Below are 26,021 nucleotides of genomic sequence, written 5' to 3'. Positions count from 1 at the left end.
GATTGAACGGCCTCACCCCCGGCTCCTCTCCAAAAGGAGAGGGGAGAAGCTTCACTCAGATGTTACTGGGGGAGGCATACAGTATTTTAGCAGGAGTGAAACTAACTTTCGACTTTATGACTAGTAAGCGGCTACTGTCATATAGCGTTCCAGGTGCTTGGCATCGAGTGTATAGGCGGCATCCATAATATTCGTTCTAAGTGTTTTGTCGTAAAACACATCCAGCTTGGTTAAGTCTTCTTCGCTTAAAGTGCCCACCGGGATGTTGCTCTTGGTAGTAAGCACCGCACGGTGTGGCAGGTGGTATTTAGTGCCGTTATTCTGGTATTCTTTAATGTACCTGTCCCAGTCGTAGCGCACTTTTACCTCTATGCCGTCAAAGTACAGCTTAGGGCGGCCTTCTTCCACCACTTCAAGGAAGCCCGACCCCAGGTTGCTGTTGCGCAGTGTTGCACGGTAGTTGTCGGCCAGCGAACGGGTAGCCAGTATAAAGGCATCATCTGCCGATACCAGCCTTTCATCGGCCTTAGTAACCATCTTCTCAAAGATGCTTAGTGCCGTATCAGGGTCAAGTGCCTGTGCTGCATAGCTGCTGCCCGCGTTTTTTGCAATAGCAACATAGTTGGGCTCCGTTGTAGGTACCTCGGCAAAAATTTGCTTAAACAGGCCGTCAAACGAGTTAAAATAACCCAGATCCGTGCCGTTTTTAAACACACCATTGTTTGCTACGGTAGCCGCGGCTTTATCATTAAACCATATTTTTCGGTGGATGTTCTCCAGCAGCGAAGTTTCTACCGCCGAGATGATAACGCCCAGTTCCTGCGTGCCCACCATATCAAAAAAGTCAGGATTAACACGCTGCGATTTACGGAACAGCTTAAGCAGCGCCGGCATATCGGCCTGGCAGTGTTTCAGTCGGAAGTCTTCCATTACCGGTGTCCAGAACTTTTCGGTCAGTGCAAAGCCACCGGCCTCGTTTGGCGTACAGCCCTGGGTTTCCTTGCCCAGCAGGCCCAATCTTTCGGCAAAGGCAATCTGCGTTTTTACGTCGATGCCCGTTTCTATTTCGTGGTACTCGGCGAGGTTACTTTCGTTAAACACCCTTTCAAAAATTACCTCGCTTACCGTTTCGGCCTCGCGGGCATTCAGCGTTAGCGCGTCTGCGTTAATTAATGGCATTACTTCCTTGGTTTAGACTGCAAATATTGTTTAAGGCCGGTGGTCCTTTCGGCTTGTGCGGGCCTGCGTGCGGCCACCTTTTTGCCCTCTACGCTGTAGCGGCTCCCTACCTGTTTTTTAAGTGCCAGCACCTCGTTTTTAATATGCGTAATCTGGCGTTTCAGCGCCTTGTTCTCGGCACGCAGGGCTGCGGATTCTTCAGCGGGGGCGGCGGCATCGTCCGGCTCAATAATTTCGGTAAGCGCACCGGCTTCAAAAATGTAAGTAGTGCCATCGGGCAGCAGGTACTCGCCTTCGGCCGGGGTGCCGTCTACCGTGGCTGTAGCGCCAACTTCGATAACGCCATCATCGGGCAGTTCGGTAAAGTCAATCTCGGCGCCGGTGGCATCCTGCACGACCTTGTTAAACACGTGGGCATTTTTAAACCTGCCCAGGGTGCGGGTAAACAGGCTTTCCATCCAGTGCCTGTCCCTTTCGTTAAATGTTCCTCTCATAGGGTTGTTAGTATTCAAATATGCTTTTGCAACCGCTTTAAAAGGTTGCGCCGATGTAGTAAACCCAAGTCCGCTCAGCTGTGCCGTGGTAAGCCAGGTTTCGTTCTTCAGCAGGGGCAGTATGGCTTCCTTTTGCACGTTGAGCGCTTTAGTATAAAAGCCTACCATTTTTTGTTCTACCTGCCGTAGCTGGGCGGCAAACTGTTCCAGCTCATCTGCCGTACCCATACTGCCGCCCCAGGGTAAGTGAATCATAAACGGGGTGTTCTCACGCAGCTGCCTTTTGCTGCCTGCCATAAACAGCACGGTTGCGATGCTGGCCACGATGCCGCTGCCGATGGTAGTTAATGGCTTTCGCAGCGATTTGAGGTAGTGGTAAATATCGAACCCTACGTCTACCAGGCCGCCCTCGCTGTTTATGTGCACGTTGTAGGCGGTGGCTTTGGGCTGCTTTTTTACCTGTGCTACCACATCGGCCAGGGTAACGCCGGTAGTACCGTCAAAGGTGCCTATCTGGCCGGAGATGTAAATGTTTCCTGTCACTCGTGATTGAATGATTGAAATATTTTAAAATTGAAAGATTGGTTGTTAGTTGATGGTTGTTGGGAGCTTCACTCGAATTTTAATTTCTTTTGCAAAGTTACGGCGACATTGCGGGCAAAGTACTGAAGGGGATTGTTCAGTAATGTTAGCCTCACCCCCGGCCCCTCTCCGAAGGCGAGGGGAGTAGCTTCACTCGGATGAAGTAGCCTGAAATGCTGATGCAAAGTTACGGCGGTTTTAGAGTGGAAGTACTGAAGGGGTTTGTTCAGTAAAATATTATATTTGTCCGATACATGACAATGATTCTCAAATAAGTTCATTTAAGTCAAATAAATAAAATAGTCACATGTTTACAGATAAATTAAATTTTGAGTCTGATTTAAAATTTGAACTTATAAGACTTGCTACTCAAATAGGCTTTAAACTATCGATGAATAATAGTCTTGATAAAATGTTAGTCAATTATTTAAATGTTCATTCTAAATTGATACAACCTAAACTTAGAAATGTAAAAATTAATCCTGAGTTTATAAAAGACATTTTTTTCCACACTAAAAGAAAAGAAATAGAACACATTTTTAATTTGGCAAAAATTGGCGGGAATTTAAATCCATTTCAGAGTAAAAAACTTCTTCAAACTAATTTTCATGATCATCTTAAAAATGAATGGAATATTTATCACTTTCATTTGTCACTGGAGATTAATAAAAAGTCAGGGTTTGTCAAGCAAGTTGATTCTCTCCTCTTTGCTTATATTGATAACGAAAATGTATTTTTTTTAGGCGAGAGTACACATAAACAGGATATATTTTCAAATATTAAATGGGTGGAAATTTTACATGATCATTTTCCAAAAATATTAGAACCTTTTAAGAGAGAGGAAACGGATGATATTAAAGTAGCGAGTGACTATAAAAACTCAGCACTTTGGCGAGAAAGATTATGCATGGGTTTTTCAAAAATTAGAAATACTGTATATTATCATCCAGGTATAGGACAAGCTACAAGCGGTCATAATATTTTAATCGTAAGAAACAGTATAGGTTTTTTAAGATGGCTTCATAAATTGGAAAATCAAGTTGCTGATTCGTATCAAGAGTTATGTATTATTTTAGGTCTATCTTTGGATGAAGCGAAATTCAAAATTAGGATAGGAGAAGAAACATTGGAATTGATAGAGGAATTTTCAAATCATCAGCTTGTAAAATATCCCGAAGAACTAATTGGAAAAGAAGAGCTAATCAGACAGATTAATTCTTCTAACATTTTAACATAAAGAAATTACTACTTCTGCCCCTAAATCACATCAAATTCAAAATAATTCAAATGTTTTCCTGGTTTAAAAAGAAACAACAGCCCGCACCAAAAATAGACCTGAGCAATCTGCCCGCGCTTAATGAGTGGGGCGTGTTTTTTCAGGGTAATGGCATGGTACTAAGCAGCCGCCAGGCGGGTACGCTGGCCGATGGCACGCCATATTTATTTTTAAAAAGCTATCCCGAAGTGTTTGAACTGGAGCGCCGCCACTTTGGCGACTGGCTTTATCCCGCCTCTAATGGGCTGTACCTGCAATTGTGGGAGAATACCGTGCCAACGTCTGCCTGCCTGATGTTTATTGATTTTGAAACGCAACAAGCCAGTATAATAAAGCAGGGCATTACCAACATACGCTGGAGCAGTGGCTATTTTAATGGAAGGCCTGCGATTTATTTTAAGGGTAATGGCGAAGATGAAGTGCTTGCGGTATAAAGGGCCTCACTCCTTTAGGAGAGGGGAGCAGCTTCACTCAGTTGGCTAAGCCGCTTGAGTGAAGCTCCTAACAACTAACAACCGACAACCATCAACTGTCCGGGTGCTCCTGCCTACTGTCAACTGAGCACTGGAACACTTGCAGCTAACAACCCTCCATAAAGGCAATGATGCTAAACATGCAGCGCTCGCTTATCTTATAATCGTCGGCTACATGGCCGCACGCACGGGTTTTTTTTGGCTTGCCATGTTGCTTTTGCAGTATATCCATCTCTTTAAGGTAGGCTTCATAATACACCTTCCAGTCGAGTACGTGGGTGGGTATGAGCCCCTTACTTATCAGTTTTATAAAGTTGTCGCCCAGGCTTATAATGCTTTCATAGCGGGTCATTTACCATTTGTTTTCAGGGCAAGTATCGTTGCTGCGCACCTTTGCGCTAAGCGGGCATTTGCAAATGTTGCAGTAGGTGCCCTCAATTTCGGTTAGGCTGTCTTTTATAAAAGCCAGTATTTTACCATTTTTAGCTTCCGGGCAAATGGCGCAGATTGCAGCCCTTGCTGTGGCAATATTTTCGCCCACTTCAGTTTTTAATAAAAAGTTTTTCCAGCCACTAAGAATATTTTTTACCATTATTAGAAAAAAATACTAACCAAATATTTTCTGCGTAAAAAAAACTACTATATTTGTTGCTCAACTAATTATTCACATTTATGAAAAAAATTATTTTTATCTCGGCACTTATGCTAACATTATCTGCGTCTGCGCAGGTTAATTTTCCTGGTAAATACGTAGACCTCCTGCTCAACAGGGAGCTTAAGGTAGGTTCGGTTTTTGGAGACGAATACCAAAACTTTTCTTATAGACCAGATGGTATGGCCCCCTATAAGAAATTAAGATACGGATCTGATAAAAAAGCGCTTCAGGGCCGTATTTTTAAAGTTACAGAGGTGAAACACAATTTAGAAGAAACCGCAATACTTACCCTTACAGATGGCAAAGAAACAATCTATTACAATTATAATTCGAATGATGATTACAACTATAAATTTGAAGTTGTGGGCGGTCTTGAGCTTCCGCTCGATTATTTTTGCGAACAGATTGAACTTGGATTAGATGATAATGAGTTTAAAATATATCAAAATAAAATTATTGGTTTTGGCCTGTCTAAAACCATCAACAAGAAGACAAAAAAAGCAGAATATGAGTTAGCAGTATCTACGGGTTCTTCAAAAGAAAAAGGGGCAGGGGTGACGCTTGAACTTTTAAACGGGAAAAAGATTGAGCGCCCAAAACAACTTGTGGGCAAAGATACCGGCAAGCAGATACTACGGACTTTTCTGGAACTTACTGATAAAGAAATAGCGCTTTTAACCGAAAGTGAAATTAAAACCATAACAATGGCCGGCCAAGTTGTAAATATGGACTCCGGTATAAGCGGAGACTTACGCGGACAGCTAAAATGCCTTCTCACTAAAGAATAAGGATTACCTGTTATATGCCCCGCCTGCGGGGCTTTTTTTTTACCTAAAAGTTAGCGCCTTGGCGTACCTGCACGTAGCTGTTGCCCTGGTTAACAATATCCTGCACAGCAACTATGGGAGCAGGAAGGCTGGCATTTGCAGTAGCAATTTTTGCAGCTAACTCATCTACGTTTATTCCCTGCCCGGCCACTTCACGCGATACGATTCCCCCGGAGGCAAAATAGTTAGGCGCACTGCCACCCCCTGCCGGGAAAGCATTATTAAATGCCATAAAGTGGCGTGCGGCGTTGCGGTTCATAACGCCTATAAGTTCTCCTTGCTCGGCTTCAAACTTTGTGCCGTCTGCACCGGTAAAAAGTGTGCCGCCTGCGCTGTGACGCCGCCCACCAATGCTAAATAAAGCTCCTTTTTCTGCTTTTGGGGTTTTAGTGCTTGTTATTTTTTGTATGTTTTTGACACCTGCTGCTACAGCCAGGCCGGCAGAAACAGGGCCCATTACAAGCCCTACCGGCCCGCCCAGCGACACACCGGCAGCATATGCAGCCACTGCGCTCTTATAGGTGTCTATTGTTGCCTGGGCTACAGCTACCGCTTTTCCTGCGGCGCTTTCTTTCCCTAATATTGCAGAAAGATTACTGAGCCACCCCTGGGCAATATTCAACTAAACAGCGTACAGGCTTGTCTTGTTGTTCTGAGTAAATCCATATGCTATTTGGATAAGTTTCTTTATGCTCTTCAGGACATTCACAGCAGGTATATATTTGACCTACCGTTAACCCAAAAGTTGCTTCGAGAGTTTTACTTGTAATTTGTATTCTCTGCGGAATTGATAGTATTCATAAGTTATATGTTTTAAATTAATATTTTACAGTTCATAAATAGGATTTTTACCTTTTTACAAAAACAACCCCTATGCCCAACACCAAAATAAAAGGTGCCCCCTTAATTTGCCGGGCTTGATTATCGCTAAATTTTAAAGATTGGTTAAGCTTAATATTGCTTCTTTAATAGGTGTAAAGTATTGGGTAACGGAAAAACAAGCTGAAGCTTTACTTCTCCTCTTTCTTCCCTCTAAAAAGGTCGTTCAATACAATAATCATAAGCCCCAGTACATTAACCGTTGTGGTGCTTAATAGCGCAACCATTATCGTATCTGAAAGTTTTAGTATGTAGGTGTTGAGGGATAGTGTAATCAGTACACACAACAGCCATAGGCTGACAACGGTTGCCGCCCATGTTACGAGGCCTTTACGATGGGTTGTGTCCTGATTGTAACGCTCTAATTCAGCCTCGCCTTTACGCTGTTCAAGGGTTTGTTCCTGTGACTGGCCCTTTTCTAAGTCTTCATCTGTAAAAGAAGGCCTTTTCTTAGGAATTGCAGATTCAAGGAGCTTTATGCTTTCCCTGACATTTTCAGATGTTTTGCTGCCCGGTTTAACCATTATTAAGCGGTTTCTAAAGCCTGGGACATTATGTCTTTATAGTGCTTTTCTATAAGCTCATCGGGTATAATAAGGTTAGTGCCTTTAGGGTATACCTCTGTCCAGGGTGTGCCTTTAGTGTGGGTAATGGCGCTCAGTTCCACACCGTTATAGCCGCCATACCTGCTCCATATAAAATCCAGGAAATAAGCATCGTCATCAGAAATAACCTCAGTTTTTGTGCGCTCGTTAATCACAGGATTAGTCACTTTATCTCCTCCATATTGTTTCAGGTTGTGATAAAGCGAAGGCATTACGGGGCCAAGGTCCCACGCCTGGGGCTTTTCATTTACTAACTTTTCTCCATCACTTAAGACCAGATACCAGCCATAAGCAATGTAAGTCAGTTTTATTAACTTCATTGGCGTAAGCTTATCATCTTCAGAGTGTTTTTTGATGAAATAGTTTGCTATGGTAACGGGGCTGTACATAATTATGTTCTGCTGTTTGATTTACAAAGTTAAATATTTTTATTATATGTTCAACATTGTTAACATATGCTTTGCCACCGTTTTAGATGTATTTTAATTTTAACCCGATAGGGGTTTACTTTATTTTTTTCCAATATGTCAAAGAACGAATTTTTAGTCTAAAGATTTTAAAGTCGAAAGTTAGAAAGTCCGATGTCCGATGTGGGATGCCGGGCGGCTGAGTGAAGCTCCCATCAACCGACAACTGACAACCATTAACTAAACTCGAACTATATTGTCAATAATCACGTTGTTATATGTGCCCTTGCTGCCCGAGATGTGGAACTCTATTTCCGCTACGTCGCCGGGCAGCACGTCCTGCAGCATTTCTATTTTAGTGCCCAGGGCAGAGGGGTAAAATACCCGCCCGGTTTCCTGCTCAAAGTGCAGCTGCTGCACCGCGGTGCCCAGCTTTGTGGTTTTTATTTCGCCTATGGCGGTAACGATGCCTTTTATTTTGTAATTCATGATTTTTGAGATTTAAAGATTTAGTGATTGCGGCCTCACCCCCTGCCCCTCTCCGAAGGAGAGGGGAGCAGCTTCACTCGATTGGTAGATGATATTGGCTTGAGTGAGGCCGCTGCCTACTGCGACTGAGCACTGCCAACTGTTCTACGCTTCGCGTACCGCAAATGCCACCAGGTTATTATACTGTATGCCGCTGTTTTTGCTTATTTTGCCTTCCAGGGTTACGTCTACCTGTATTTCGTCGTTTTCTTTGTAGGTGTCAAGCTCCTCCATGCGGCGCCCGCGGAATTCTACAAATGCCCTTTGCCTGTGGTCGGGCACCAGGGTTACTACTTTTTTTTCATGGCCCGCGGTGTTGCGGTATTCAATGCTTTCGATGGTTCCTGTGATTGTCATTTTTTTTGGATTTAAAGATTTAAAGATTGAAAAATTAGTTGTTGGTTGTCCGATGTCCGATAATCATGGCTGAGTGAAGCTCATGCCAACTGACCACTGATTACTGCCAGCTTATTTATTGCCTTCTGCAAATCGGCGGCGCGCTCGCTTTCCCGGTTAAAGAGGGTATAGTAGGGCAGGGTGCGGATGTTTTCTATCTCGGCTTCGCATTGCCGGATGCGGCGCTTTAGTTTTTTTAGCCCCCTAACCCCCAAAGGGGGAATTGCCGCGGGACACATAGCGAATAGGTTGTTTTTCATTTTTTTGGGTTTTTATTCCCCCTTGGGGGGTCAGGGGGCTTACTCTGTAATACTAAACCGCACATCGCTGTTAAAAAGCATAATGGCGTTTGCGGTTTGCAAGGCGTTGAGCCTCAACGCCGGCCCCTCTCCGAAGTAGGGGGGAGCAGCTTCACCCTTGCCTGATGTTACTAACTGTACTCTGCCGACTGTACTCTGGCAGCTGCTCAATTCCTCGCCTGTTATTTCACGTTTTTCATCTCTAGATGTGTTTTTTTTCAAATCTTCAAATTCACTGTACAGTTGGCGTAATGTTGAACTAACAGTATTTAGGTTCTGCATAACCTGTGTGGTGTTTTCAACTTCATTTATTGCCCTTCCAGAGGCTAAATAGCAGTTATAGGCACCTTTAATAGCATTAGCCTCTACAATTTCTTTAATTAAAAGTTGTTTATTCCGCATATTGTACTATATTTGTCAAGTATAACGCAAAATTAAGTGGAATATTCCACATTTCAAAATAAATTGAAGTAAAATTTTCCTCTTTTAATAAGGAAATTTTCTTTGTTTTATGTAAAGTGTTGATTATGGAAGGATTGGATATAAAAAAACGCCGTGATGAATTGGGCCTGACCCAAAAGGAATTGGGTGACCTTATTGGCGCCAGCCGCGAAACCATCATTAATTATGAAAAGGGAAAACCTATACCACGCAGCAAAAGTGAAATATTAAACAAAGTGTTGCAGGAGGGTACCGTATATAATAAGAAAGTGGTGGGTGAAGAGGTGGTGCGGTTTGCCGAACCAATAGAAAATAAGAACGGCAACCGCTTTCTCGAACTGCCTAACGGTAAGTTCTACATGCTTATGCCATTGGCGGAGTTTGAGGTGCAGGCAGGTTTTTTAGACAACTACCAGGATTCGGACTTCCTTATGGACCTGAGCCAGCATGGCATTATGGTAGATAAGCCGGTTATGGGCCGGTATGTGGCGTTTCGTGTTAACGGCGACAGTATGGATAACGGCAGCAGCCAGGCCATAGCCCGTAACAGCATTGTTACCACGCGCGAACTACAGCGGCAGCACTGGCTAAGCAAGCTGCGTTACCGCGATTTTCCGTACTGGGTTATTTATACCACGCAGAGCAAGCTGCCCCTGCTTAAGGAGATTATAGAGCACAATACCGAAGAGGGCTACATTACCTGCCACTCGCTTAACGACAGCCCGGAGTTTACGGATTTCCGCCTGTACATGGATGATATACAGGCGCTCTTTTATGTTATTGATGTAAACAGGAGTGTGAGTAAGAAGGTGGTGTATTAGTTTGCAGTGTTCATAGCAGTAGGCAGTGGCTTCAATTAGCCGTTTTTGGACTTGTGCAAAAATGTACAGGTTGCGATTTTTTTGTAATTTAACGTAATGAAACCAGTCCGCTATTTATTGATGTGTTTGTTTATGCTGCTTGCCGGATGCTCTGCCGGGCAATTTACTGCGGCTACACCACGCCGACTTGAAAAAGCACTGGATAAACACTATACGGTACTGGTAAATAGCGATACACTGGTTTTCGATAAAATCCTACTAGACGATAAGGAGCTTCAAAATGTAAGTATTAATAAAAGTATAAAAACAATAGCTGTTGCTACCAATACCCAAAACAGGCTCATAAGCATTGGCGAATTAAAACAGCGCTACAGGCGAGACAGTGCTGATGTGGCTTTTGTGGTGTTTCAGGGTTTGGTTTATGCTACCAATGAAAAAACATTTTTTCAGCAAACGCTCATTGGCGATACCACCCTTATAAAAAAAGAAAAGATATCCAGTGTAATTTCGTGCCATCTGCCGAAGGGGGATATATTGATTGTACAATAGCCAGGTCTTTGCGTATGAGTGAAGCTCCTGCTAACTGCGACTGAACACTGGATACTATTTTCTATCTTTGCCCCATGGAGCAGCACTCAGAATTTCACGAGCAATACGACCACTTTATAAAAACTATAAGCGCGTCGCAGCAGGTGTATGCCCTGCAATCGTCACAAGGGTATGCCACATCGCGTACTAATGAGTATGAAGATGAGGAAGGCGAATCGCTGGAACTGATTTGCTTTTGGAGCGATAAGGCACTTGCTGACGCGTGTGCGGTAAACGCCTGGAAAGGATATAAGCCCGTAGCCATTCCGCTGGGAGAGTTTATGGAAAGCTGGTGTGTGGGCATGTACCAGGAAGACGTAATTGCGGGTATTGATTTTGATGCCGCGCTTACAGGCTACGAAGCCGAACCCCTGGTTTTGGTTAACCGGCTTATTGCCGAACTTACGGAAATAGAGAGCCTCATAAGCTTTGTAAACTACACCGGCCTTACCGATTTTTCTACCTGCCTTAAAGAGGCACTTGCATAGAATTTATAGGTGCATCAGCAAGCACAAGCAATTTATAGCAAACCATGAACTTTATACCTGCCACCACCCCGGAGCAGCTGGCTGAAATACAGGCCCTGGCGTATGAAATAATGCCGGAGTATTATGATGGGCTTATGCCGACCGAACACAACCTTTATTTTTTAGAAAAATACCAAACCGTATCCACCCTGCAACAGCAACTGGCAGCCGGCGCTGAATACTATTTTATTTGTACCGCGCAAAACTATGTTAAGGGCTACCTGGCACTGGAGCCTAATACTACTGAAGGCCACATGCTGCTTAGCAAACTGTACCTGCTTAAAGCCCACCGTGGCAAAGGCTATGGTGCCGGGGCGATGGACTTTATAATTGCACGTTCTGAAGCATTGGGCCTCGCAACGCTGCAGCTTAGTGTAATACAAAATAATCACGGCAGCATAAGGTTTTATGAGCGGCACGGTTTTACTGTTACCGGCGAAATTATTCGAAGTTTTGAGACCGGACACCGCATACCTAACTATATCATGGAACGGAAGGGGTAGGTCATTCGCTTTTTGACGAAGTTGCGGTCGTAAATTCTTACATTCAGGCTTTGTCGTTACTAAAACGTTTTATTCCTTTGTGGAAATTCCAAAAACACGATATGGACCATCCATCCACACCCATCCCGCAGCAGGCGCTGCCCGCAAAACCTCACTTTGTAATACTCGACGGCCTTAGGGGTGTAGCCGCACTCATGGTAGTGGCGTTTCATATTTTTGAAACCCATTCCGGCGGCGACCACCTTAAGCAAATCATCAACCACGGCTACCTGGCGGTAGATTTTTTCTTCCTGCTCTCAGGTTATGTTATAGGTTATGCGTATGACGACCGCTGGGGCAGCATGACCTTAGGCAATTTTTTTAAGCGAAGGTTAATACGCCTGCAGCCCATGGTAATTATGGGTACAGTAATAGGCGCGCTCTTCTTTTATACACAGGATTGTGCCTGGATGCCGCTGGTAGGCCAGACCCCGGTTTGGAAAATGCTGCTTATCATGCTTATAGGCTGCACGCTTATACCCGTGCCGCCATCTATGGATATAAGGGGATGGGGCGAAATGCACCCGCTAAACGGCCCGGGCTGGTCGCTGTTTTTTGAATATATTGCTAATATTCTTTACGCGCTTTTTGTACGCCGGTTCCCCAGGTGGCTACTTGCCGTATGTGTAGCGGTGTTTGGCGCAGCGCTCATACACTACGTTGTTACCAGCACAACCGGCGATGTTGTAGGTGGGTGGAGCATAACACCGGAGCAATTGCGCATAGGCTTTACGCGGGTTATGTTTCCGTTTTTTGCCGGGCTGCTGCTGTTTCGCACTACAAAAGTAACATTTGTTAAAAATGCCTTTTTATGGTGCAGCCTTTTACTGGCCGCCGCATTGGCCATGCCCCGTATAGGCGGGGCAGATGCTCTGTGGGCAAACGGGCTGTATGAGTCGTTTGTTATTATTATACTATTCCCTGCTATTGTGTACCTCGGCGCGAGCGGCGATATAAAAAACAAGGCGGCGTTGCGTGTATGTAAATTTCTGGGCAATATATCCTACCCCATATACATCACCCACTATGCCTTGATTTATACCTATACGGCATGGGTTGCTAACCATGATGGTGCCCCTGTTACCCGTGCATATCCGTATGCACTGCTTACGTTCTTTGGCAGTATTGCCATTGCTTATGCCTGCCTCAAGCTTTATGATGAACCAGTACGTAAATGGTTAAACCAAAAACGATAATATTACGTATGTGCATTGGATATGGGAAAATTCTTCGGAAAGAAGAGTGATGTAAAAAACAGCTATTTGTTAATAAATTATTAAAAAACACTTTATATTTAACAATAATGTGTATTTTTTTAACTTCTAATAATTAGTTTTTAATCATATTTGGTAGGAAAAATAAGATGCAATTATGTGTAATTTTAAGAATATAATGCTGGTAGACGATGATGAGGATGACCGGTTTGTTTTTAAGAACGTGGTTAATGAAATTTTTCCCGACATCATCTTCAATGATTTCTCTAACGCGGATGAATTTATTTCGTTTCTTCATTTTGAAAATTTTATGCTGCCGGAGCTCCTATTTTTAGATATAAACATGCCGGTTAAAAACGGTTTCCAGGTGTTGAAGTCCATAAAAAAAGACGAACGCCTTAAAGTCATACCTGTGGTAATGTTTAGCACCAGTTCGCTAAAGGAAGATATGGAAATTGCCCGTAAGCTGGGCGCCGACGGGTATGCTGTAAAGCCCGCGTCTTTTGAGGGGCTGGAGAGCATTTTGAAAATCGCTTTTCAAAATTTTGTATATTCTGTAAACCCACCTAAAAACATTATTATACTGCACGATTAATGTACCATGCTTCCTGGAGTGATTCCGGAAAACATGGTATTTAAATTTCATCTCTTACTGTACTACCAGCTTCCTAATCATGGTTTCGGTTCCGCTTCGCAGTTCGGCAATGTACACACCCGCCGATAGTCTACTTATATTTATGGCACTTTGCGCTGTTGTAATGTCCTGTTGTACTAATTGCTTACCACTAATGTCATAAATTTTCACTGTAAAAGGCAGCGGCGCGGTGGCCTCAATATTCAGTACATTTTTTGCCGGGTTAGGGTACAGGCGCACGTTGTTGCCTGAAAATGATACTGTAGCGGCTGTAGTTTCGATTATCTTGTATATTTTGCCCTGGCTGCGTGCGGCTACATACAGTTCGCCGTCCATATCTTCGCCAAAGGTGCTGAAGTTGCTGCCGCTAAACGGGGCTGTCCAGGTAATTTCTGCCGATGTATCGGTAATTCCTATCCGGTTACTACAGTAGTCGGCAAAAATATATTTACCTGCCAGCTGCGGGTATAGTGCACCTGTATATACAAAGCCGCCGGTTACAGAGCAGGCGTTGTTAGCATGATCATATTCAGCTACGGGCTGTGTATAGGTTGCTATTATAGAGCAGCCATCGCTGTTATACACCTGTGTCCCTTCAAAACAGCGCCAGCCGTAGTTAAGCCCCGCTTCATTCGCGGCCGCATGGTTTATTTCCTCCAGCACATTCTGGCCTACATCGGCTATCCAGAGGTCGCCGTTCTCGCGGTTAAAGCTGAATTTCCAGGGGTTGCGCAGGCCGGTAGCCCATATCTCGTCGGCACCATCAACGCCCACGTAAGGGTTATCTTCAGGAATACTGTAAGTGTCGGTATCGTTTACATCTATACGCAGCATTTTCCCCAGCAGGGTGTTATTATTTTGCCCGTTGCCATTTGGGTCGCCACCGCTGCCGCCGTCGCCCATGCCAATGTACAGGTAGCCATCAGGCCCAAAGCGAATCCCTCCGCCGTTGTGGTTGCTAAACGGCTGCGTTACCGTAAGCAGTATCTGCGCGCTGGCTGCGTTTGCCACATTAGCATCGGTACTGCTGCGGGCGTATCGTGCTACTATCGTGTTGCCGCTCAGGTTAGTATAGTTAATGTAAAAATAGCCGTTATCGGCATAATCAGGGTGAAACGCCAGCCCTAATAAACCGCGTTCGCCTTCGCCATCGGTAAGCGCCGTTACGTCAAGAAAAGGAATAGGGTTTACCGTGCCATCGGCATTTATTATTTTTATAAGGCCGTCCTGCTGGGTTACAAACAGGCGTGCGTCGCCGGCATGGGCTATTTCGGTAGGCTGGCTTATACCGGTGGCAAATTCTTCTAAGGCAATGCTCTGGCTAAAGCCAATAGCCGTGCATAGCAATAATGAGCTTAGTAGTGCTGTTTTCATAGCGTGTTGTAATTTAAGTTGTTGCTTAAAGATATTAACAATATTTTAAAGCAGGCACGGTTTATGAAAAATTTAGGAGGGGAGCTGTAAAGCTCCTTAGCTTCTGAGCCACTTAGCACCTAAAAAATAACTATATTGCAGTACCAAACCGATTATCGTCTTATGAGATTTCTACTTATCTTTATTTTAATAGTTGCGGTATCGTGTAAGCGGGATGAACCATTGGCTGCCGCCAAAAATAACTCTGATACTACCGCATTCCGATCGTTTGGTTATGATTATAGTAACAATTACTTAGAGTTACTGCCAAAAAGCATAATGCCAGGGAAGCCTTACCAGTACTGGGCTTATGTGGAGCACATAAATGGCTACGAAAAAGCCTCTTTTGAAATTTTTAAGGAGGCAGGCGACACATTACTACGCCGCGGTACAGACAGCCTCCCGGCATCGGGGGGATTTTTTAAGCGCGGGCAATTTACCACGCGCGGCGATTTTATAGTGGTGATAGAAAATGACAGCCTGAGCTACATAAGCACAGATTCCGGGTTAAGGGAATTTTTAGGTACTATTGATAACGTAAATGAAGCGGTATTGCTCGCGGAGACGTTTCATTACGGCCCGGATTATGAAAGTGGCGGCAACGACTATCGCATTGTAAACGGGGCGTATGAACTGAACCTGATAGCGTTTGACCCTTTTCCTTCGTGTGTAGGAGGGATAGAATATGATACAGAGAAAAAGGTTACCGTTACAAAAGACGGTTTTATTAAAGCAGTTTCGCGGGAGAAGAATAACACCAGTACAAACACCGAGTGAATATGAAAACGATTGTAATGGTATTGCTTGGCACACTGCTCCTGCTTTCAGGTTGTTCACCCGATGTTTTTATTGATGTAAAAGGGCCGGAGGCCGAGAGGCCGCTGCCAATAGCCGGTATTAAAAACAGCTTTAAAAAAGTAATTCCGAATAAGCATTATGATTACTGGGCGCTTATGCAGAATGGTACCTATGGTAAACAGGAAGTACTTTATAGATGGGGCCATGCTACAGCCAAACGGGGATTTTTAGCGAAATCAAACGGGGCAGGCATAGACATCATTTCATTTAACGGCAATTATATCTTTGCCATGGCAGCTAACAAGCCACACTATTTTTATAACGCAGAACAATTTGCTGAATTTTTAGGCACAATAGACAATGTGGATGAGGCACTTATTTTAGCGGCATGCCATGGCTTTAAACCCGATAATAAGCTTCACGCTGATACCTTTTACCATAGGGACACTACCTACGTTTTACGACTTACCGACGTTAATTTTGTAAATAAGTTATATACCGATGAAGTTGTTGAAGTTACCGTAACTAAAAATGGTTTTATCAAAACCCGCAGTGTTTGGCAGCGTAAAGCGGACCCAAATCGCTTTAAATAGCCTGCCCGCTCAAAAAAAAACTCCTGAGCGGCTTAGTGGCTAAGCGGCCCAGGAGCTAACAAAAGGAGTTAGTTAAAACAATATAAACAATTCGTTGGTTGGTTTAAAGGTTAGGTATTACCCGGTCTTTCGGGTAGCGCACGGTATAGCTTATCCGGATTTTTTTAGTCTCGCCGGGCGATAGTTTTACTTCCCACGCCATAATGTGGGTATCGGCATTTATTTTGGCACCGTCGTCTTTTAGCATCGTGATTTCAATATCCTTATCGGTACTCAGCGGAAACTGGTCTTTCAGGGTAATGGTGGCGCTTTCTTTCTTATTGTTGCGGATGGTAGTTTCGTAGGTAAATGTTTGCTCCTTAAAGCTGCTCAAAAATTTAGTACCGCTTTTATCGGCAATCTTTTCGCGCTTTATGCTAATCTTTTTGTCGCGGCCCATGCTCAGGCTTAGGGTATCGGCGGTCTGGTTCGGGTTTATACGGGTCTTGCCTATGTACATGCCGTCAAAGATTATATTGGCATCGCCGGGCAGCAGGTTATATTTGCTGTAATCGGTAATTTCTGCCATAAGGAATGCCTCCTGCTCTACACGCGGCACACTGTAGTGGCGGTAGGTGGCGGGCAGTTTTATCTCTTTAAGGCTTACGCTGTGTGCCTTGCCATTGCTGGCCACATCATAAGGGATGTCAATATCAAACGATACATTGAGCTGGTTCTCGTTTACGGTGGTGTAGTTGCTTATGCTCTTATCTTTGTATGCGACATCTCCCATCGCTGCGGACTCGGTATTAATATATCCACTACTAACTCCCCTTATACTCACACCGGAAGCCTTGCCCTGCAAAACCTGGGCTACAGGCTGCTGTAGCTGCAAAAACCATGCACTGAGCTGTGGCGCCTGGTTGTTTTGGTTGGGCGTGCCGCTGCTTAGGGTAAGCTTTACCTTTTTCCAGTCTACCCCAGTGTTTTGGGTTACCTGTGCCTTATACATCATGTCCATCGGTCCGGTGGTGTTATCGGCACGAAGGTCATAAAGCGGCACCCAGTTAGCGCCCTGCGTAAGGTAGCTAATAGTAAACGGCACCGTACCCACAGCTTCGGCCATTACCTGAAGTACCAGCTTGCCCTGTGATGCCTTTTCTTCTTTCTGTGTATTCGTTGTAAGGCGGGTATTGAGTTTTTGCAGCAGTTCGTTCAGTTTTTGCTCTTTTTCGGTAAGGGCATTGTAAGATGTATTGAGTTCGTTGCGTTTCAGCTTGTAGTAGTCTACCAGCTTCATCAGTTCGGCTACACTCAGCCCGGTTTGTGTACCCGAAACCTGCTGGTTTTTGTCCAGCAGTTCTATGGTTTTTTGCTCGTTTAGCTTTTGTGTGCTTACCCGTTGTATTTCTTTGGTAACAAGCGTTATGCTGTCACGCACTTTTTTAAGCGCGGGCGAACCTTCGTCCACTTCATACTCGCTCATGTAGTCGCGGGTATACTGTACCGAAAGTACCGTTACATTTTCGGGCGCGCCTATCTGTATGGTGCTTTCGTTAAGGTAGTCGGCCACATTTTTTACTACTACCTCACTGGTACCTGCGGGCAATATAGCGGTAGCGTGCTGGGTAAGCTCGGCAGCGTTGTAGTATACAGTGGCTTCGGTAACTTTAGCAGCGGTAAATACGGGTTTCTGGGCAAATGCCATACTGCTTACCAGCAGCAACAGCACCATTATGGTTTTCATGTACATATAAATCAGTTCGTTTTATATATAGAGGATGTTTTTAGGGGAAAGGTTGGGAAGGAGATGAAAAAAGTTTTAATACCGTTAATTTTATAAAATAATTATTTGAAGACTATGTGGCACTTAATGCCCAGTAAAGGCAGGTACTGTTAATAATGCTTTTTTGGTTATGGCCAAAATTAACGTCATTAATAGTAGACAATTCGCTAAAAAATTTCGATAAAATTGTTATTGGTTATGTTTTTTTGCTAATTTTATATTCCTGTTTTTTCTGAACAGTATTTAATTGCAAATGTATCGTTAGCATATTTTTATGGTATATGATGCTGTTTTCCCATAATACAAGCTGTAGTTAGTGTTTAAACACAGCCTTGTTTTAGCTAAAATAACCCAAAATAATTACTGTTATGAACCAAACCAAAACGACATCAAACACCGCAAGCCCGTTTTTAGGCGTGGGCCTGTACGCGCTTTTTGTAGCACTGGGCACTTACCTCTATTTTGTAAAGGCCAGCGAACCCCTTGCAGAAAACCCGCACATGCTGCGGTTAACCGGCGCATCATGTATTGCTTTTTTTGGCCTGCTGCTGCTTATGTGCCTTATAAAAGCTTTTAGGCGTGCATAGCGCTGCCTGAACTTTATTATAACCATACCTAAATAACAATACCCGCTATAAAAGACCTGCTTTGCTTATATTTGCGGTAAGAACACGCATTTATGAAAAATATTTTTTACGCCCTGATTGCGGCCCTTACGCTGGTGTCGTGCAATGATGACTCGCTTAGCTTTTCGGCCTTTACCATTAAAGATAAAGCGGGTATGGTTAATATAGCAGTAGCCGAAGACGGCACTATAACCAGCTGGGGCAAAAAGGCCGGCACACTGGGGCATGACGGTACCGTAACCGATGCTACCGGCAGGCAAACCGCCACACTAAGCGGTAACGGCTTGCTTACCGGCTTAGACGGCAACACCCTGGTAACTATAGACGATGATGGCACTATACACATAGAAAACAGTGCGGAATTAAGTTGGAATAACGCGGGTGAACTTGTAAAAGGCGGACATAAACTGGGTACGCAGCTAACGCCGTCAGATAAAATTTCGCACCGGGCGGCGTCGGTAGTGTTTTATTTATATTCGGGCATGTTTGCACGATAAGCCGCTGTTTTACGTTTACTACAAAACTACTTTATGAAACACCTGGCACTGTTACTGCTTTTTACCGGTTTGTTAAGCTTTGGCCAAACCGTGCCCGATACTGCCGCGTGGGATAAGTTGCCCCCGCCTGCGGGCGTGGTGAGCGATTATGAGCACCTGTTTACTGATACCGAAATACTGGCGCTTACCGAACTTATTACCCAGTTTGAGAAAGAAACCACGATAGAAATTGCGGTAATAACCATAAACCCAGAACTTACCCCTAAGGAGCGCTTTGAGGAGTTTACGCTGTATATAGCCAATAAATGGGGCGTGGGTAAGAAGGATAAGAATAATGGCATTTTAATAGGCATATCTAAAGGCTACCACCGGATACGCATACAAAACGGCGACGGGATAAAAACCCTGATTACCGATGACGCGACCTACCGCGTTATCCAGGAATATTTCATCCCGCAATATAAGGCCGATAAGTATTATGAGGGCACTAAAGCCGGTATTGAAGAGCTGGTACGCCGGCTTAAAAATATGTTGAAGGGGTAGAGTCTTAAGGTCATAAGTTGAAAGTCGAAAGAAATTGAAAAGTAGGGGACACGGATGCAGCAAAATCGTGGATTAGCGCAGGTTTGAGCGTGGCAGTTGCATATGAGTGAAGCTGTCCCCTCCTGAGCGTGGCTAGGAGTGTGTTTTTCTCCGTGAGCCTCTGTGTTCCTCCGCTTATCTCTGTGAAATAAATTCCTCATATAAATCAAAAAACCCTCTACATTGCTGTAAAGGGTTCTTTTAGTAAGTATAAGATGAATTTAATCAACCAATATAATGATTTTGTTGTCTTTAAGCTCCAGTGTACCGCTGTCTATGGGCAGGAGGAACTTTTGGTCTTTGTCTGACTTTGTGAAACGTGGGCTAAATGCCGCGCTTTTGAAATCAGCAACCGCTATCTTAATGCTGCCCTTAGCCAGTACCGAAACGATGTTGGCGTGGTGGTCAAGCATCTGGAACTCGCCGTTTACACCCGGTACGGTAACCGATGTAACGTTGCCTTTATAAAGGTGGCCTTCCGGCGATACTATTTCTAATGATAACATACACTTATGTTGTTGTGGTTCAGTGTTCAGTATTCAGTGTTCAGTTAACAGCAACGCTGAACACTGAACACTGAATACTAAAACAGCAGCTCCTGTTTATGCTTCAGCTAACATTTTGGCACCTGCCTCAATCACATCTTCAATGGTACCTTTAAGGTTAAAGGCAGCCTCCGGAAGGTGGTCAAGTTCGCCATCTATAATCATGTTAAAGCCTTTGATGGTATCTTTAATATCTACAAGGCAGCCCGGTATACCGGTAAACTGCTCTGCCACGTGGAACGGCTGAGAAAGGAAACGCTGTACCCTACGGGCGCGGCTTACCGCCAGTTTATCTTCTTCGCTAAGCTCTTCCATACCAAGGATGGCAATGATGTCCTGTAGCTGTTTGTATTTTTGCAGTATCTCTTTAACGCGCTGCGCTGTGTTGTAGTGCTCATCACCTAATATAAGCGGGGTAAGTATCCTTGAAGTAGAATCAAGAGGGTCTACCGCAGGGTAAATACCAAGCTCGGCAATTTTACGGCTAAGTACCGTAGTTGCATCAAGGTGGGCAAAAGTTGTAGCAGGAGCCGGGTCAGTTAAGTCATCCGCAGGTACGTAAACCGCCTGTACTGATGTAATTGAGCCTTTTTTAGTTGAGGTAATACGCTCCTGCATCGCACCCATCTCGGTTGCAAGCGTAGGCTGGTAACCTACCGCAGACGGCATACGGCCAAGAAGCGCCGATACCTCAGATCCTGCCTGTGTAAAGCGGAAAATATTGTCTACGAAGAAAAGTACGTCTTTACCCTGTCCGTCTCCGGCACCATCACGGAAATACTCTGCAATGGTAAGGCCTGAAAGGGCCACACGTGCACGTGCCCCTGGTGGCTCGTTCATCTGTCCGAAAACAAATGTAGCTTTACTCTGGCGCATACCGGCTTTGTCAACCTTACTAAGGTCCCATCCGCCTGCTTCCATAGAGTGCATAAAGTCTTCGCCATATTTGATAATGCCTGATTCAAGCATCTCACGCATAAGGTCGTTACCTTCACGGGTACGCTCGCCCACACCGGCAAAAACCGAAAGACCACCGTGGCCTTTAGCAATATTGTTAATAAGCTCCTGGATAAGTACTGTTTTACCTACACCGGCACCACCAAATAATCCAATTTTACCACCTTTTGCATAAGGCTCGATAAGGTCGATTACTTTGATACCTGTAAAAAGTACTTCAGAAGATGTAGAAAGATCTTCAAATTTAGGCGCCTGGCGGTGGATCGGAAGTCCGTCTGCACCGGCTTTAGGCAGGTCGCCCAGGCCATCGATAGCGTCGCCTACTACATTAAACAAACGACCGTAAATGTCGTTGCCTATAGGCATCTGGATAGGTGCACCGGTAGCGGTAACTTCCTGTCCGCGGCTAAGGCCGTCCGTTGAGTCCATAGATATAGTACGCACCGTATTTTCACCAATATGTGATTGTACTTCAAGCACTAATTTAGAACCGTCGTTTTTAGTGATTTCTAATGAATCATAAATCTTTGGAAGCTCGGCATCCTGGGCGCTAAACACCACATCTACCACCGGCCCGATAATCTGTGCAACTTTTCCTATTCCTTTAGACATTGCTTATGTATTTATTAAACAGCTATTTATCGATTTAGAAAAAACCTCTTTTTTCCGAGTGCAAAGATAGTTTTTTATTACCCAATTATGCAACCCCTGTTTTGCGTTTTTTTCAATAAAAGGAGGGGTTTTAATAATTTTGGTTTGCAAATGGGTGTGTGGAGGGTTGGTTTTTGGGTTATTGTTCGGGGTTTCTTATTTGCAGTTTATGTTTTTATGCCTGGCGATATCAATACACTTCTTTACGCTCTATTATATCATAGCCAAAATATCCCCTGCGTACAAAGAGCTTCACGTTTTGGGCAGCGTTAACTTTTTGGGTGGCATCATGCGGAAAAACCAGCTCTTTGGTGTTTCCAAAATAATTAATGGTAACTGTGGGGGTGCGCCTTTCGCGCTGGCGCCTGGACCCCACGAGCGAACCGCGTTCTTCAATTTTAAAAGTATAGTACTGCACCTCGCTTTCGGCGGCATAGTAATTTATGGCCATAAAGGCATAGCACGCTGCAAATCCCCATGATAAGATGGCAAACATAAAAGCCGGAGCATAACCGTTAAACGGTGGTGTACTGTCTACACCCTTTTTGCGTGCTATAAAAGCAATGAATGCTGCCGTGAAGATGATACCTACAGGAATACAGATATTGATAATGGTTTTACGGTAAAGGATTACTACAAAAACAATAAGCAGTATGCCGGCAGCCATAAACAGCAACTTTAATATATTGCCGGCTGGCGGAACCGGTTGCTTCTTCCGTATTTTATCTTTTTTACCCATAACACAAATTTATAGAATTTTCCACCCCTCAAAAGGTTTAACCGTCGCGTAAGCCGGGCTGCCATCAGGTTTTGACCCGGGTACGGTGGTGGCGAGGGTAAGGTTTGGGTTGGCTGCCAGTTTATCTACCATATCCCAGGTAATGCCTGTTAGCGGAATTTTCATGCGGCCACTCCATATACCGTCGTGCTGCCCGGCGTAGGGGCCTATGTTTATATAGGTAAACTTACCGCCCGAGGGCCCCTGCACATACGGCCCCGAAAGCTTTGGGAGCGCATCTTTAGCCGGGTCGCCTTTTACGGTTATTTCAAAGGCAAAGCTAAGGTCGGCACCCGTGGAGCGCTGCTTACCTGTTATGGTATACGTATGGCCGGAACCGTTTTGTACGCCAAAATCTACGCCCGCTGAAGGGTTTGTAAGGGTGATGCGGAGTGGGAGGGCGGTTTGCATATACAATCGGTTTTCTCAAAATTAGTGAAATTATCATAAAGTCAGCAGCCCTATACACAATTGTAAATTTGGGAGCTGCCTTATGCGACGGAGTATTCCGTAAGCGGCTGACACAATAAATCTTTTCTGTTTGCGGATTTAAACCAGGGTGCTATCATTAAAACCATACAAACACCACAACAATACCCATACAGGCTAATATTAGTACAGCATGCAGATGTAATGCTAACTGTTGCTGCTATTGACGTATTTTTAAAAAATAGCCAATAAAATTATCGGTATGGTTTTTTATTCTTATTTTTATAGAAATAATTCAACATTTTCATTATAATAAGCATAACTTTGATTACACACTAAATGAAATATCATGAAAAAAAACTACCTTAATTTAGCATTCGTATTCTTAATAACGTCAGTTTGTTTTGCACAGCAAAACATCGATTTTGAAACCGCCGGCGCAGGGGCATCCTACACATGGAATGTTTTTGAGAACGACACCAACCCTGCACTTGAGTTTGTTGCTAACCCCGACCCTTCGGGTGCAAACATCTCTGCAACGGTTGCTAAGTATACCACCCTTATTACCGGCGCGCCCTATGCCGGCTGCGAAACCAGCCACGAAAACGGCATGTCCGATTTTGTGTTAGATGCCGCGCACAGTACCATAAAAATTATGGTGTATAAAAGTATAATAAGCAATGTGGGCTTAAAACTCGTTACGCCTACCGGCGCGGCACTGCCGGAAGTAAAAGTGCCTAACACCCTTGTAAACCAGTGGGAAGAACTTACGTTTGACTTCTCGGCACAGGTAGGCTTTTTTACAGAGCCTTTTGACCAGGTTGTGGTATTCCCCGATTTTTCCGCCAATCCGCGTACTTATGGCACCGTAAGCTATTTCGACAATATTACATTTGGCCCGGCAGTAGCCCCGGTGGCACCCTTAACCGCCGCTCCCGACCCAACATTACCTCAGGCTCAGGTAATATCTTTATTTAGCGGGGTGTATACTAACGTACCGGTAGATACCTGGCTTGCCGTATGGTCGTCTGCAGGGATGCAGGAAGTACAGATAGAAGGCAATGCCACTAAAAGATATACCGGGCTTAACTATGCCGGCGTTGAAACCATTGCCCAGCAGATAGACATTACAGGCATGGATCATTTTAATGTAAACGTATGGTCAGCAGATTTTCAGCAGTTTCGTATAAAACTGGTAGACTTTGGCGCAAACGCGGCCTATGATGGTCCCGGTCAGGCCGACGATAAAGAGCATGAAATTACCTTTAATGCGCCTGCCCAGGGTGGCTGGATAACCTACAGCATTCCGCTGTCTGACTTTACCGGGCTTACCACGCGTGAAAATATCGCGCAGGTAGTATTTTCAACCAGCGGTGGTAACACCGTTTATGTAGACAACGTTTATTTTAGTACCGGCGAGGTAGCAGCAACTGCAAGTGTAAATGATGAGATTGTAAGGTTATACCCTAACCCTGCAGGAGATGTTTTACACATTAGCGCTGCTACAGCCATAGAAACCGTTGTGGTATATAATGCACTCGGGCAACAAATAATCAATATGCAGGTTAACAGCAACGAAGCCGTTGTTAATGTTGGCGCCCTTACAAGTGGTATTTACAGCATCAGCACTACCGGTAACGGAGGCACAACGGTGCAGAAGTTTATAAAGAGATAGTTTTAAGTTTACGTTATTGACGCCAAAACCCCTGAAAGGAATTTCGGGGGTTTTGCGGTTTATGGAGTTACGGAATTCGATGCGGGAAATTTACAGCAAGTATCGTTTTTATGCAATGCCTATTATATATTTACACTATGAAAACCGTCATAACCGAATATAAACCGCGGGGAATATGGCTTATAGTGGGGCTTGCGGCACTTGTAATGCTGCCGGTTCACCTATGGGTATTATATAAAGCGATATGGGAGGAGTATGGGTATCAGTCATGGTTTTTCAGCCCGTTGCTTGCAGTGGCAGGTGTTATTTTTGAGCCCATAATTGTATTTTACCTGCTAATGACTGTGCAGGTGGTGGTAAAGCCAAAGGTAGTGCACAAACGCTGGGTGTTTTTTGGGATGGTGTTTGACGGCGAAGAAGTTGTGATATGGGAACCGGAATCGATATCTTTAAAAAAGCAGCGGTTCATAAAGTACAAACCAACTGTACAGAATACGTATAGGGCATACACGGAGTTTTATATTGACGCCCACTATGAAGCCAAAAGCAAACAGATTTTTAAATATAGGGCTGATACGGATGCCCGCCATATAGCTGCTGAGATAGCGAAAGCGCTTGATGTGCCGTTTGAGGATTATAGTTAAATAATCAGGAAAGGCTTATTCCCAGTTATAAGTAAATCCCCTCTTTGTGAATTCTATATTTCCGGTTTGCTCAAAGCGTTTGCCATCTACGGTAAAATTGCCCATCACACAACCATAGCCTTCGCTAAACATAGTGTATTGCGACCACATAACCATTTCCATATCAGTTAATGTATAGGGTTTGCTTTTTTCCAGGTAAAAATCATAAGTGTTCTTCAGTGCAAAAGGACGGTCAACATCGGCCCACAGTTTGTTACGCAGCGTGTCGCCTCCATGAATTTCTTTGTTAGTGTAAATATAAAAAGTGTCAATAGCCATAGTACCCTCCCGTTCCACTACCTTTATTATATCAATTTCGTTATAGCTAAATCCTGAAAAAAGAATGCTCTCCGGTACAAAAGTAGTGGTGCTTTCGCATTTTAGCCTGAATTCCTCCCTCTCAGTTTCGGTCCATCTGTGCGATTCTACACAGGCAGTAAGCAAAAGAAGGAAAAGGGTGTATTGGTTTCATCGTTAATGCTACTAACTGTAAAATTTAAGATTTTACTTTAAAAATATGATTTTTATACAAATCAATAAACAGTACTACCGCTGTGCATAGCTGTATAACTGCCAATGCATTTATAACATAAAAATAACTAAAAAATTCTTTAACCTGATGCGTGAACACTATAAACAACATGTAAACAAGGCTGAGCAAA

The 26,021-nt window shown here is 44.1% G+C and carries 34 protein-coding genes; 16 read left to right on the top strand and 18 right to left on the bottom strand.

What is annotated here, in order from left to right:
* Positions 1-120 precede the first annotated feature (120 nt).
* Both ACLI09_RS07655 and ACLI09_RS07650 read right to left on the bottom strand, forming a co-directional pair.
* Positions 121-1,179 carry a hypothetical protein gene (locus tag ACLI09_RS07655; protein WP_411419012.1) on the bottom strand — a complete coding sequence of 353 codons (1,059 nt, stop codon included), beginning with the start codon at positions 1,177-1,179 and terminating at the stop codon, positions 121-123.
* Entirely contained in the window at positions 1,179-2,216 is a 1,038-nt protein-coding gene (locus ACLI09_RS07650; RefSeq protein WP_411419011.1) for a Clp protease ClpP, read from the bottom strand. Before ACLI09_RS07650 ends, ACLI09_RS07655 begins: the two co-directional genes overlap by 1 nt.
* Before the next feature lie 346 nt (positions 2,217-2,562).
* Here ACLI09_RS07650 and ACLI09_RS07645 point away from each other — a divergent pair, with 346 nt between their 5' ends.
* Both ACLI09_RS07645 and ACLI09_RS07640 read left to right on the top strand, forming a co-directional pair.
* Positions 2,563-3,492 carry a hypothetical protein gene (locus ACLI09_RS07645; RefSeq protein ID WP_411419010.1) on the top strand — a complete coding sequence of 310 codons (930 nt, stop codon included), beginning with the start codon at positions 2,563-2,565 and terminating at the stop codon, positions 3,490-3,492.
* A gap of 50 nt (positions 3,493-3,542) precedes the next feature.
* Complete coding sequence (locus tag ACLI09_RS07640) at positions 3,543-3,965, top strand: hypothetical protein (protein ID WP_411419009.1); 423 nt, start codon at positions 3,543-3,545, stop codon at positions 3,963-3,965.
* Between the two features lie 145 nt (positions 3,966-4,110).
* On the opposite strand, the gene ACLI09_RS07635 is transcribed toward ACLI09_RS07640, so the two are convergent.
* Positions 4,111-4,356, bottom strand: a complete 246-nt coding sequence (locus ACLI09_RS07635; RefSeq protein ID WP_411419008.1) for a hypothetical protein — start codon at positions 4,354-4,356, stop codon at positions 4,111-4,113.
* Entirely contained in the window at positions 4,357-4,596 is a 240-nt protein-coding gene (locus ACLI09_RS07630; protein ID WP_411419007.1) for a hypothetical protein, read from the bottom strand.
* Positions 4,597-4,676: 80 nt separating this feature from the next.
* Between ACLI09_RS07630 and ACLI09_RS07625 the strand changes: the two genes are divergently transcribed.
* Positions 4,677-5,447, top strand: a complete 771-nt coding sequence (locus ACLI09_RS07625) for a hypothetical protein (RefSeq protein ID WP_411419006.1) — start codon at positions 4,677-4,679, stop codon at positions 5,445-5,447.
* A 43-nt stretch (positions 5,448-5,490) separates the two neighbouring features.
* Here the strand turns inward: ACLI09_RS07625 and ACLI09_RS07620 are convergent, their stop codons facing one another.
* The 7 genes from ACLI09_RS07620 to ACLI09_RS07590 form a co-directional block, all read right to left on the bottom strand.
* On the bottom strand, positions 5,491-6,108 hold the full coding sequence (locus tag ACLI09_RS07620) for a hypothetical protein (RefSeq protein WP_411419005.1): 618 nt from the start codon (positions 6,106-6,108) through the stop codon (positions 5,491-5,493).
* Between the two features lie 388 nt (positions 6,109-6,496).
* Complete coding sequence (locus tag ACLI09_RS07615) at positions 6,497-6,889, bottom strand: hypothetical protein (RefSeq protein WP_411419004.1); 393 nt, start codon at positions 6,887-6,889, stop codon at positions 6,497-6,499.
* A gap of 2 nt (positions 6,890-6,891) precedes the next feature.
* Positions 6,892-7,359 carry a Panacea domain-containing protein gene (locus ACLI09_RS07610; protein WP_411419003.1) on the bottom strand — a complete coding sequence of 156 codons (468 nt, stop codon included), beginning with the start codon at positions 7,357-7,359 and terminating at the stop codon, positions 6,892-6,894.
* Between the two features lie 258 nt (positions 7,360-7,617).
* Entirely contained in the window at positions 7,618-7,866 is a 249-nt protein-coding gene (locus tag ACLI09_RS07605) for a hypothetical protein (RefSeq protein WP_411419002.1), read from the bottom strand.
* 144 nt (positions 7,867-8,010) lie between these two features.
* Positions 8,011-8,262: a hypothetical protein gene (locus ACLI09_RS07600; protein WP_411419001.1), complete on the bottom strand. Its 252-nt coding sequence runs from the start codon at positions 8,260-8,262 to the stop codon at positions 8,011-8,013.
* Positions 8,263-8,342: 80 nt separating this feature from the next.
* Entirely contained in the window at positions 8,343-8,561 is a 219-nt protein-coding gene (locus ACLI09_RS07595) for a hypothetical protein (RefSeq protein ID WP_411419000.1), read from the bottom strand.
* A gap of 39 nt (positions 8,562-8,600) precedes the next feature.
* Complete coding sequence (locus ACLI09_RS07590; protein WP_411418999.1) at positions 8,601-9,002, bottom strand: hypothetical protein; 402 nt, start codon at positions 9,000-9,002, stop codon at positions 8,601-8,603.
* Between the two features lie 125 nt (positions 9,003-9,127).
* Here ACLI09_RS07590 and ACLI09_RS07585 point away from each other — a divergent pair, with 125 nt between their 5' ends.
* The 6 genes from ACLI09_RS07585 to ACLI09_RS07560 all read left to right on the top strand — a co-directional run bounded on the left by ACLI09_RS07585 (position 9,128) and on the right by ACLI09_RS07560 (position 13,328).
* Positions 9,128-9,862 (top strand): helix-turn-helix transcriptional regulator, encoded by a 735-nt coding sequence (locus tag ACLI09_RS07585; protein WP_411418998.1) that lies wholly within the window; start codon positions 9,128-9,130, stop codon positions 9,860-9,862.
* A 96-nt stretch (positions 9,863-9,958) separates the two neighbouring features.
* Positions 9,959-10,411, top strand: a complete 453-nt coding sequence (locus ACLI09_RS07580; RefSeq protein WP_411418997.1) for a hypothetical protein — start codon at positions 9,959-9,961, stop codon at positions 10,409-10,411.
* Positions 10,412-10,485: 74 nt separating this feature from the next.
* Positions 10,486-10,938, top strand: a complete 453-nt coding sequence (locus tag ACLI09_RS07575; RefSeq protein WP_411418996.1) for a DUF2750 domain-containing protein — start codon at positions 10,486-10,488, stop codon at positions 10,936-10,938.
* A 44-nt stretch (positions 10,939-10,982) separates the two neighbouring features.
* Positions 10,983-11,480, top strand: coding sequence for an N-acetyltransferase family protein (locus ACLI09_RS07570; RefSeq protein ID WP_411418995.1), 498 nt, complete (start codon positions 10,983-10,985; stop codon positions 11,478-11,480).
* 101 nt (positions 11,481-11,581) lie between these two features.
* Positions 11,582-12,715 carry an acyltransferase family protein gene (locus tag ACLI09_RS07565; protein WP_411418994.1) on the top strand — a complete coding sequence of 378 codons (1,134 nt, stop codon included), beginning with the start codon at positions 11,582-11,584 and terminating at the stop codon, positions 12,713-12,715.
* A gap of 175 nt (positions 12,716-12,890) precedes the next feature.
* On the top strand, positions 12,891-13,328 hold the full coding sequence (locus ACLI09_RS07560; RefSeq protein ID WP_411418993.1) for a response regulator: 438 nt from the start codon (positions 12,891-12,893) through the stop codon (positions 13,326-13,328).
* 54 nt (positions 13,329-13,382) lie between these two features.
* Here ACLI09_RS07560 and ACLI09_RS07555 read toward each other — a convergent pair whose 3' ends face one another.
* A complete protein-coding gene (locus ACLI09_RS07555; RefSeq protein ID WP_411418992.1) occupies positions 13,383-14,741 on the bottom strand; it encodes a PQQ-dependent sugar dehydrogenase in 1,359 nt (452 codons plus the stop codon).
* Between the two features lie 162 nt (positions 14,742-14,903).
* Here ACLI09_RS07555 and ACLI09_RS07550 point away from each other — a divergent pair, with 162 nt between their 5' ends.
* The gene (locus ACLI09_RS07550) at positions 14,904-15,557 is read left to right on the top strand and encodes a hypothetical protein (RefSeq protein WP_411418991.1); all 654 of its coding nucleotides are present in this window, start codon (positions 14,904-14,906) and stop codon (positions 15,555-15,557) included.
* A gap of 2 nt (positions 15,558-15,559) precedes the next feature.
* The gene (locus ACLI09_RS07545) at positions 15,560-16,171 is read left to right on the top strand and encodes a hypothetical protein (protein WP_411418990.1); all 612 of its coding nucleotides are present in this window, start codon (positions 15,560-15,562) and stop codon (positions 16,169-16,171) included.
* A gap of 103 nt (positions 16,172-16,274) precedes the next feature.
* Here the strand turns inward: ACLI09_RS07545 and ACLI09_RS07540 are convergent, their stop codons facing one another.
* Positions 16,275-17,897, bottom strand: a complete 1,623-nt coding sequence (locus ACLI09_RS07540) for a DUF4139 domain-containing protein (protein WP_411419041.1) — start codon at positions 17,895-17,897, stop codon at positions 16,275-16,277.
* 407 nt (positions 17,898-18,304) lie between these two features.
* On the opposite strand from ACLI09_RS07540, the gene ACLI09_RS07535 reads away from it, so the two are divergent.
* The 3 genes from ACLI09_RS07535 (at position 18,305) to ACLI09_RS07525 (ending at position 19,602) form a co-directional block, all read left to right on the top strand.
* Positions 18,305-18,523 carry a hypothetical protein gene (locus tag ACLI09_RS07535; RefSeq protein WP_411418989.1) on the top strand — a complete coding sequence of 73 codons (219 nt, stop codon included), beginning with the start codon at positions 18,305-18,307 and terminating at the stop codon, positions 18,521-18,523.
* A 92-nt stretch (positions 18,524-18,615) separates the two neighbouring features.
* Complete coding sequence (locus ACLI09_RS07530; protein ID WP_411418988.1) at positions 18,616-19,059, top strand: hypothetical protein; 444 nt, start codon at positions 18,616-18,618, stop codon at positions 19,057-19,059.
* 33 nt (positions 19,060-19,092) lie between these two features.
* Positions 19,093-19,602, top strand: a complete 510-nt coding sequence (locus ACLI09_RS07525) for a TPM domain-containing protein (protein WP_411418987.1) — start codon at positions 19,093-19,095, stop codon at positions 19,600-19,602.
* 260 nt (positions 19,603-19,862) lie between these two features.
* Here ACLI09_RS07525 and ACLI09_RS07520 read toward each other — a convergent pair whose 3' ends face one another.
* From ACLI09_RS07520 to ACLI09_RS07505, 4 genes are all read right to left on the bottom strand, one after another.
* A complete protein-coding gene (locus ACLI09_RS07520) occupies positions 19,863-20,147 on the bottom strand; it encodes a F0F1 ATP synthase subunit epsilon (protein ID WP_411418986.1) in 285 nt (94 codons plus the stop codon).
* A 96-nt stretch (positions 20,148-20,243) separates the two neighbouring features.
* Entirely contained in the window at positions 20,244-21,755 is a 1,512-nt protein-coding gene (gene atpD, locus ACLI09_RS07515; RefSeq protein ID WP_411418985.1) for a F0F1 ATP synthase subunit beta, read from the bottom strand.
* Positions 21,756-21,984: 229 nt separating this feature from the next.
* A complete protein-coding gene (locus ACLI09_RS07510; protein WP_411418984.1) occupies positions 21,985-22,533 on the bottom strand; it encodes a hypothetical protein in 549 nt (182 codons plus the stop codon).
* A gap of 9 nt (positions 22,534-22,542) precedes the next feature.
* Positions 22,543-22,983 (bottom strand): DUF5990 family protein, encoded by a 441-nt coding sequence (locus ACLI09_RS07505; RefSeq protein WP_411418983.1) that lies wholly within the window; start codon positions 22,981-22,983, stop codon positions 22,543-22,545.
* Positions 22,984-23,350: 367 nt separating this feature from the next.
* Between ACLI09_RS07505 and ACLI09_RS07500 the strand changes: the two genes are divergently transcribed.
* Positions 23,351-24,676: a T9SS type A sorting domain-containing protein gene (locus ACLI09_RS07500; protein ID WP_411418982.1), complete on the top strand. Its 1,326-nt coding sequence runs from the start codon at positions 23,351-23,353 to the stop codon at positions 24,674-24,676.
* A gap of 137 nt (positions 24,677-24,813) precedes the next feature.
* Positions 24,814-25,320 (top strand): hypothetical protein, encoded by a 507-nt coding sequence (locus ACLI09_RS07495; protein ID WP_411418981.1) that lies wholly within the window; start codon positions 24,814-24,816, stop codon positions 25,318-25,320.
* Positions 25,321-25,335: 15 nt separating this feature from the next.
* Here the strand turns inward: ACLI09_RS07495 and ACLI09_RS07490 are convergent, their stop codons facing one another.
* The gene (locus ACLI09_RS07490; RefSeq protein WP_411418980.1) at positions 25,336-25,803 is read right to left on the bottom strand and encodes a hypothetical protein; all 468 of its coding nucleotides are present in this window, start codon (positions 25,801-25,803) and stop codon (positions 25,336-25,338) included.
* Positions 25,804-26,021 lie beyond the last annotated feature (218 nt).

The sequence above is a fragment of the Flavobacterium sp. RHBU_24 genome (assembly GCF_046613695.1).
GTDB lineage: Bacteria > Bacteroidota > Bacteroidia > Flavobacteriales > Flavobacteriaceae > Flavobacterium.
Note: the sequence above shows the minus strand (reverse complement) of the source record. Positions and strands in the feature narration are given on the sequence as shown.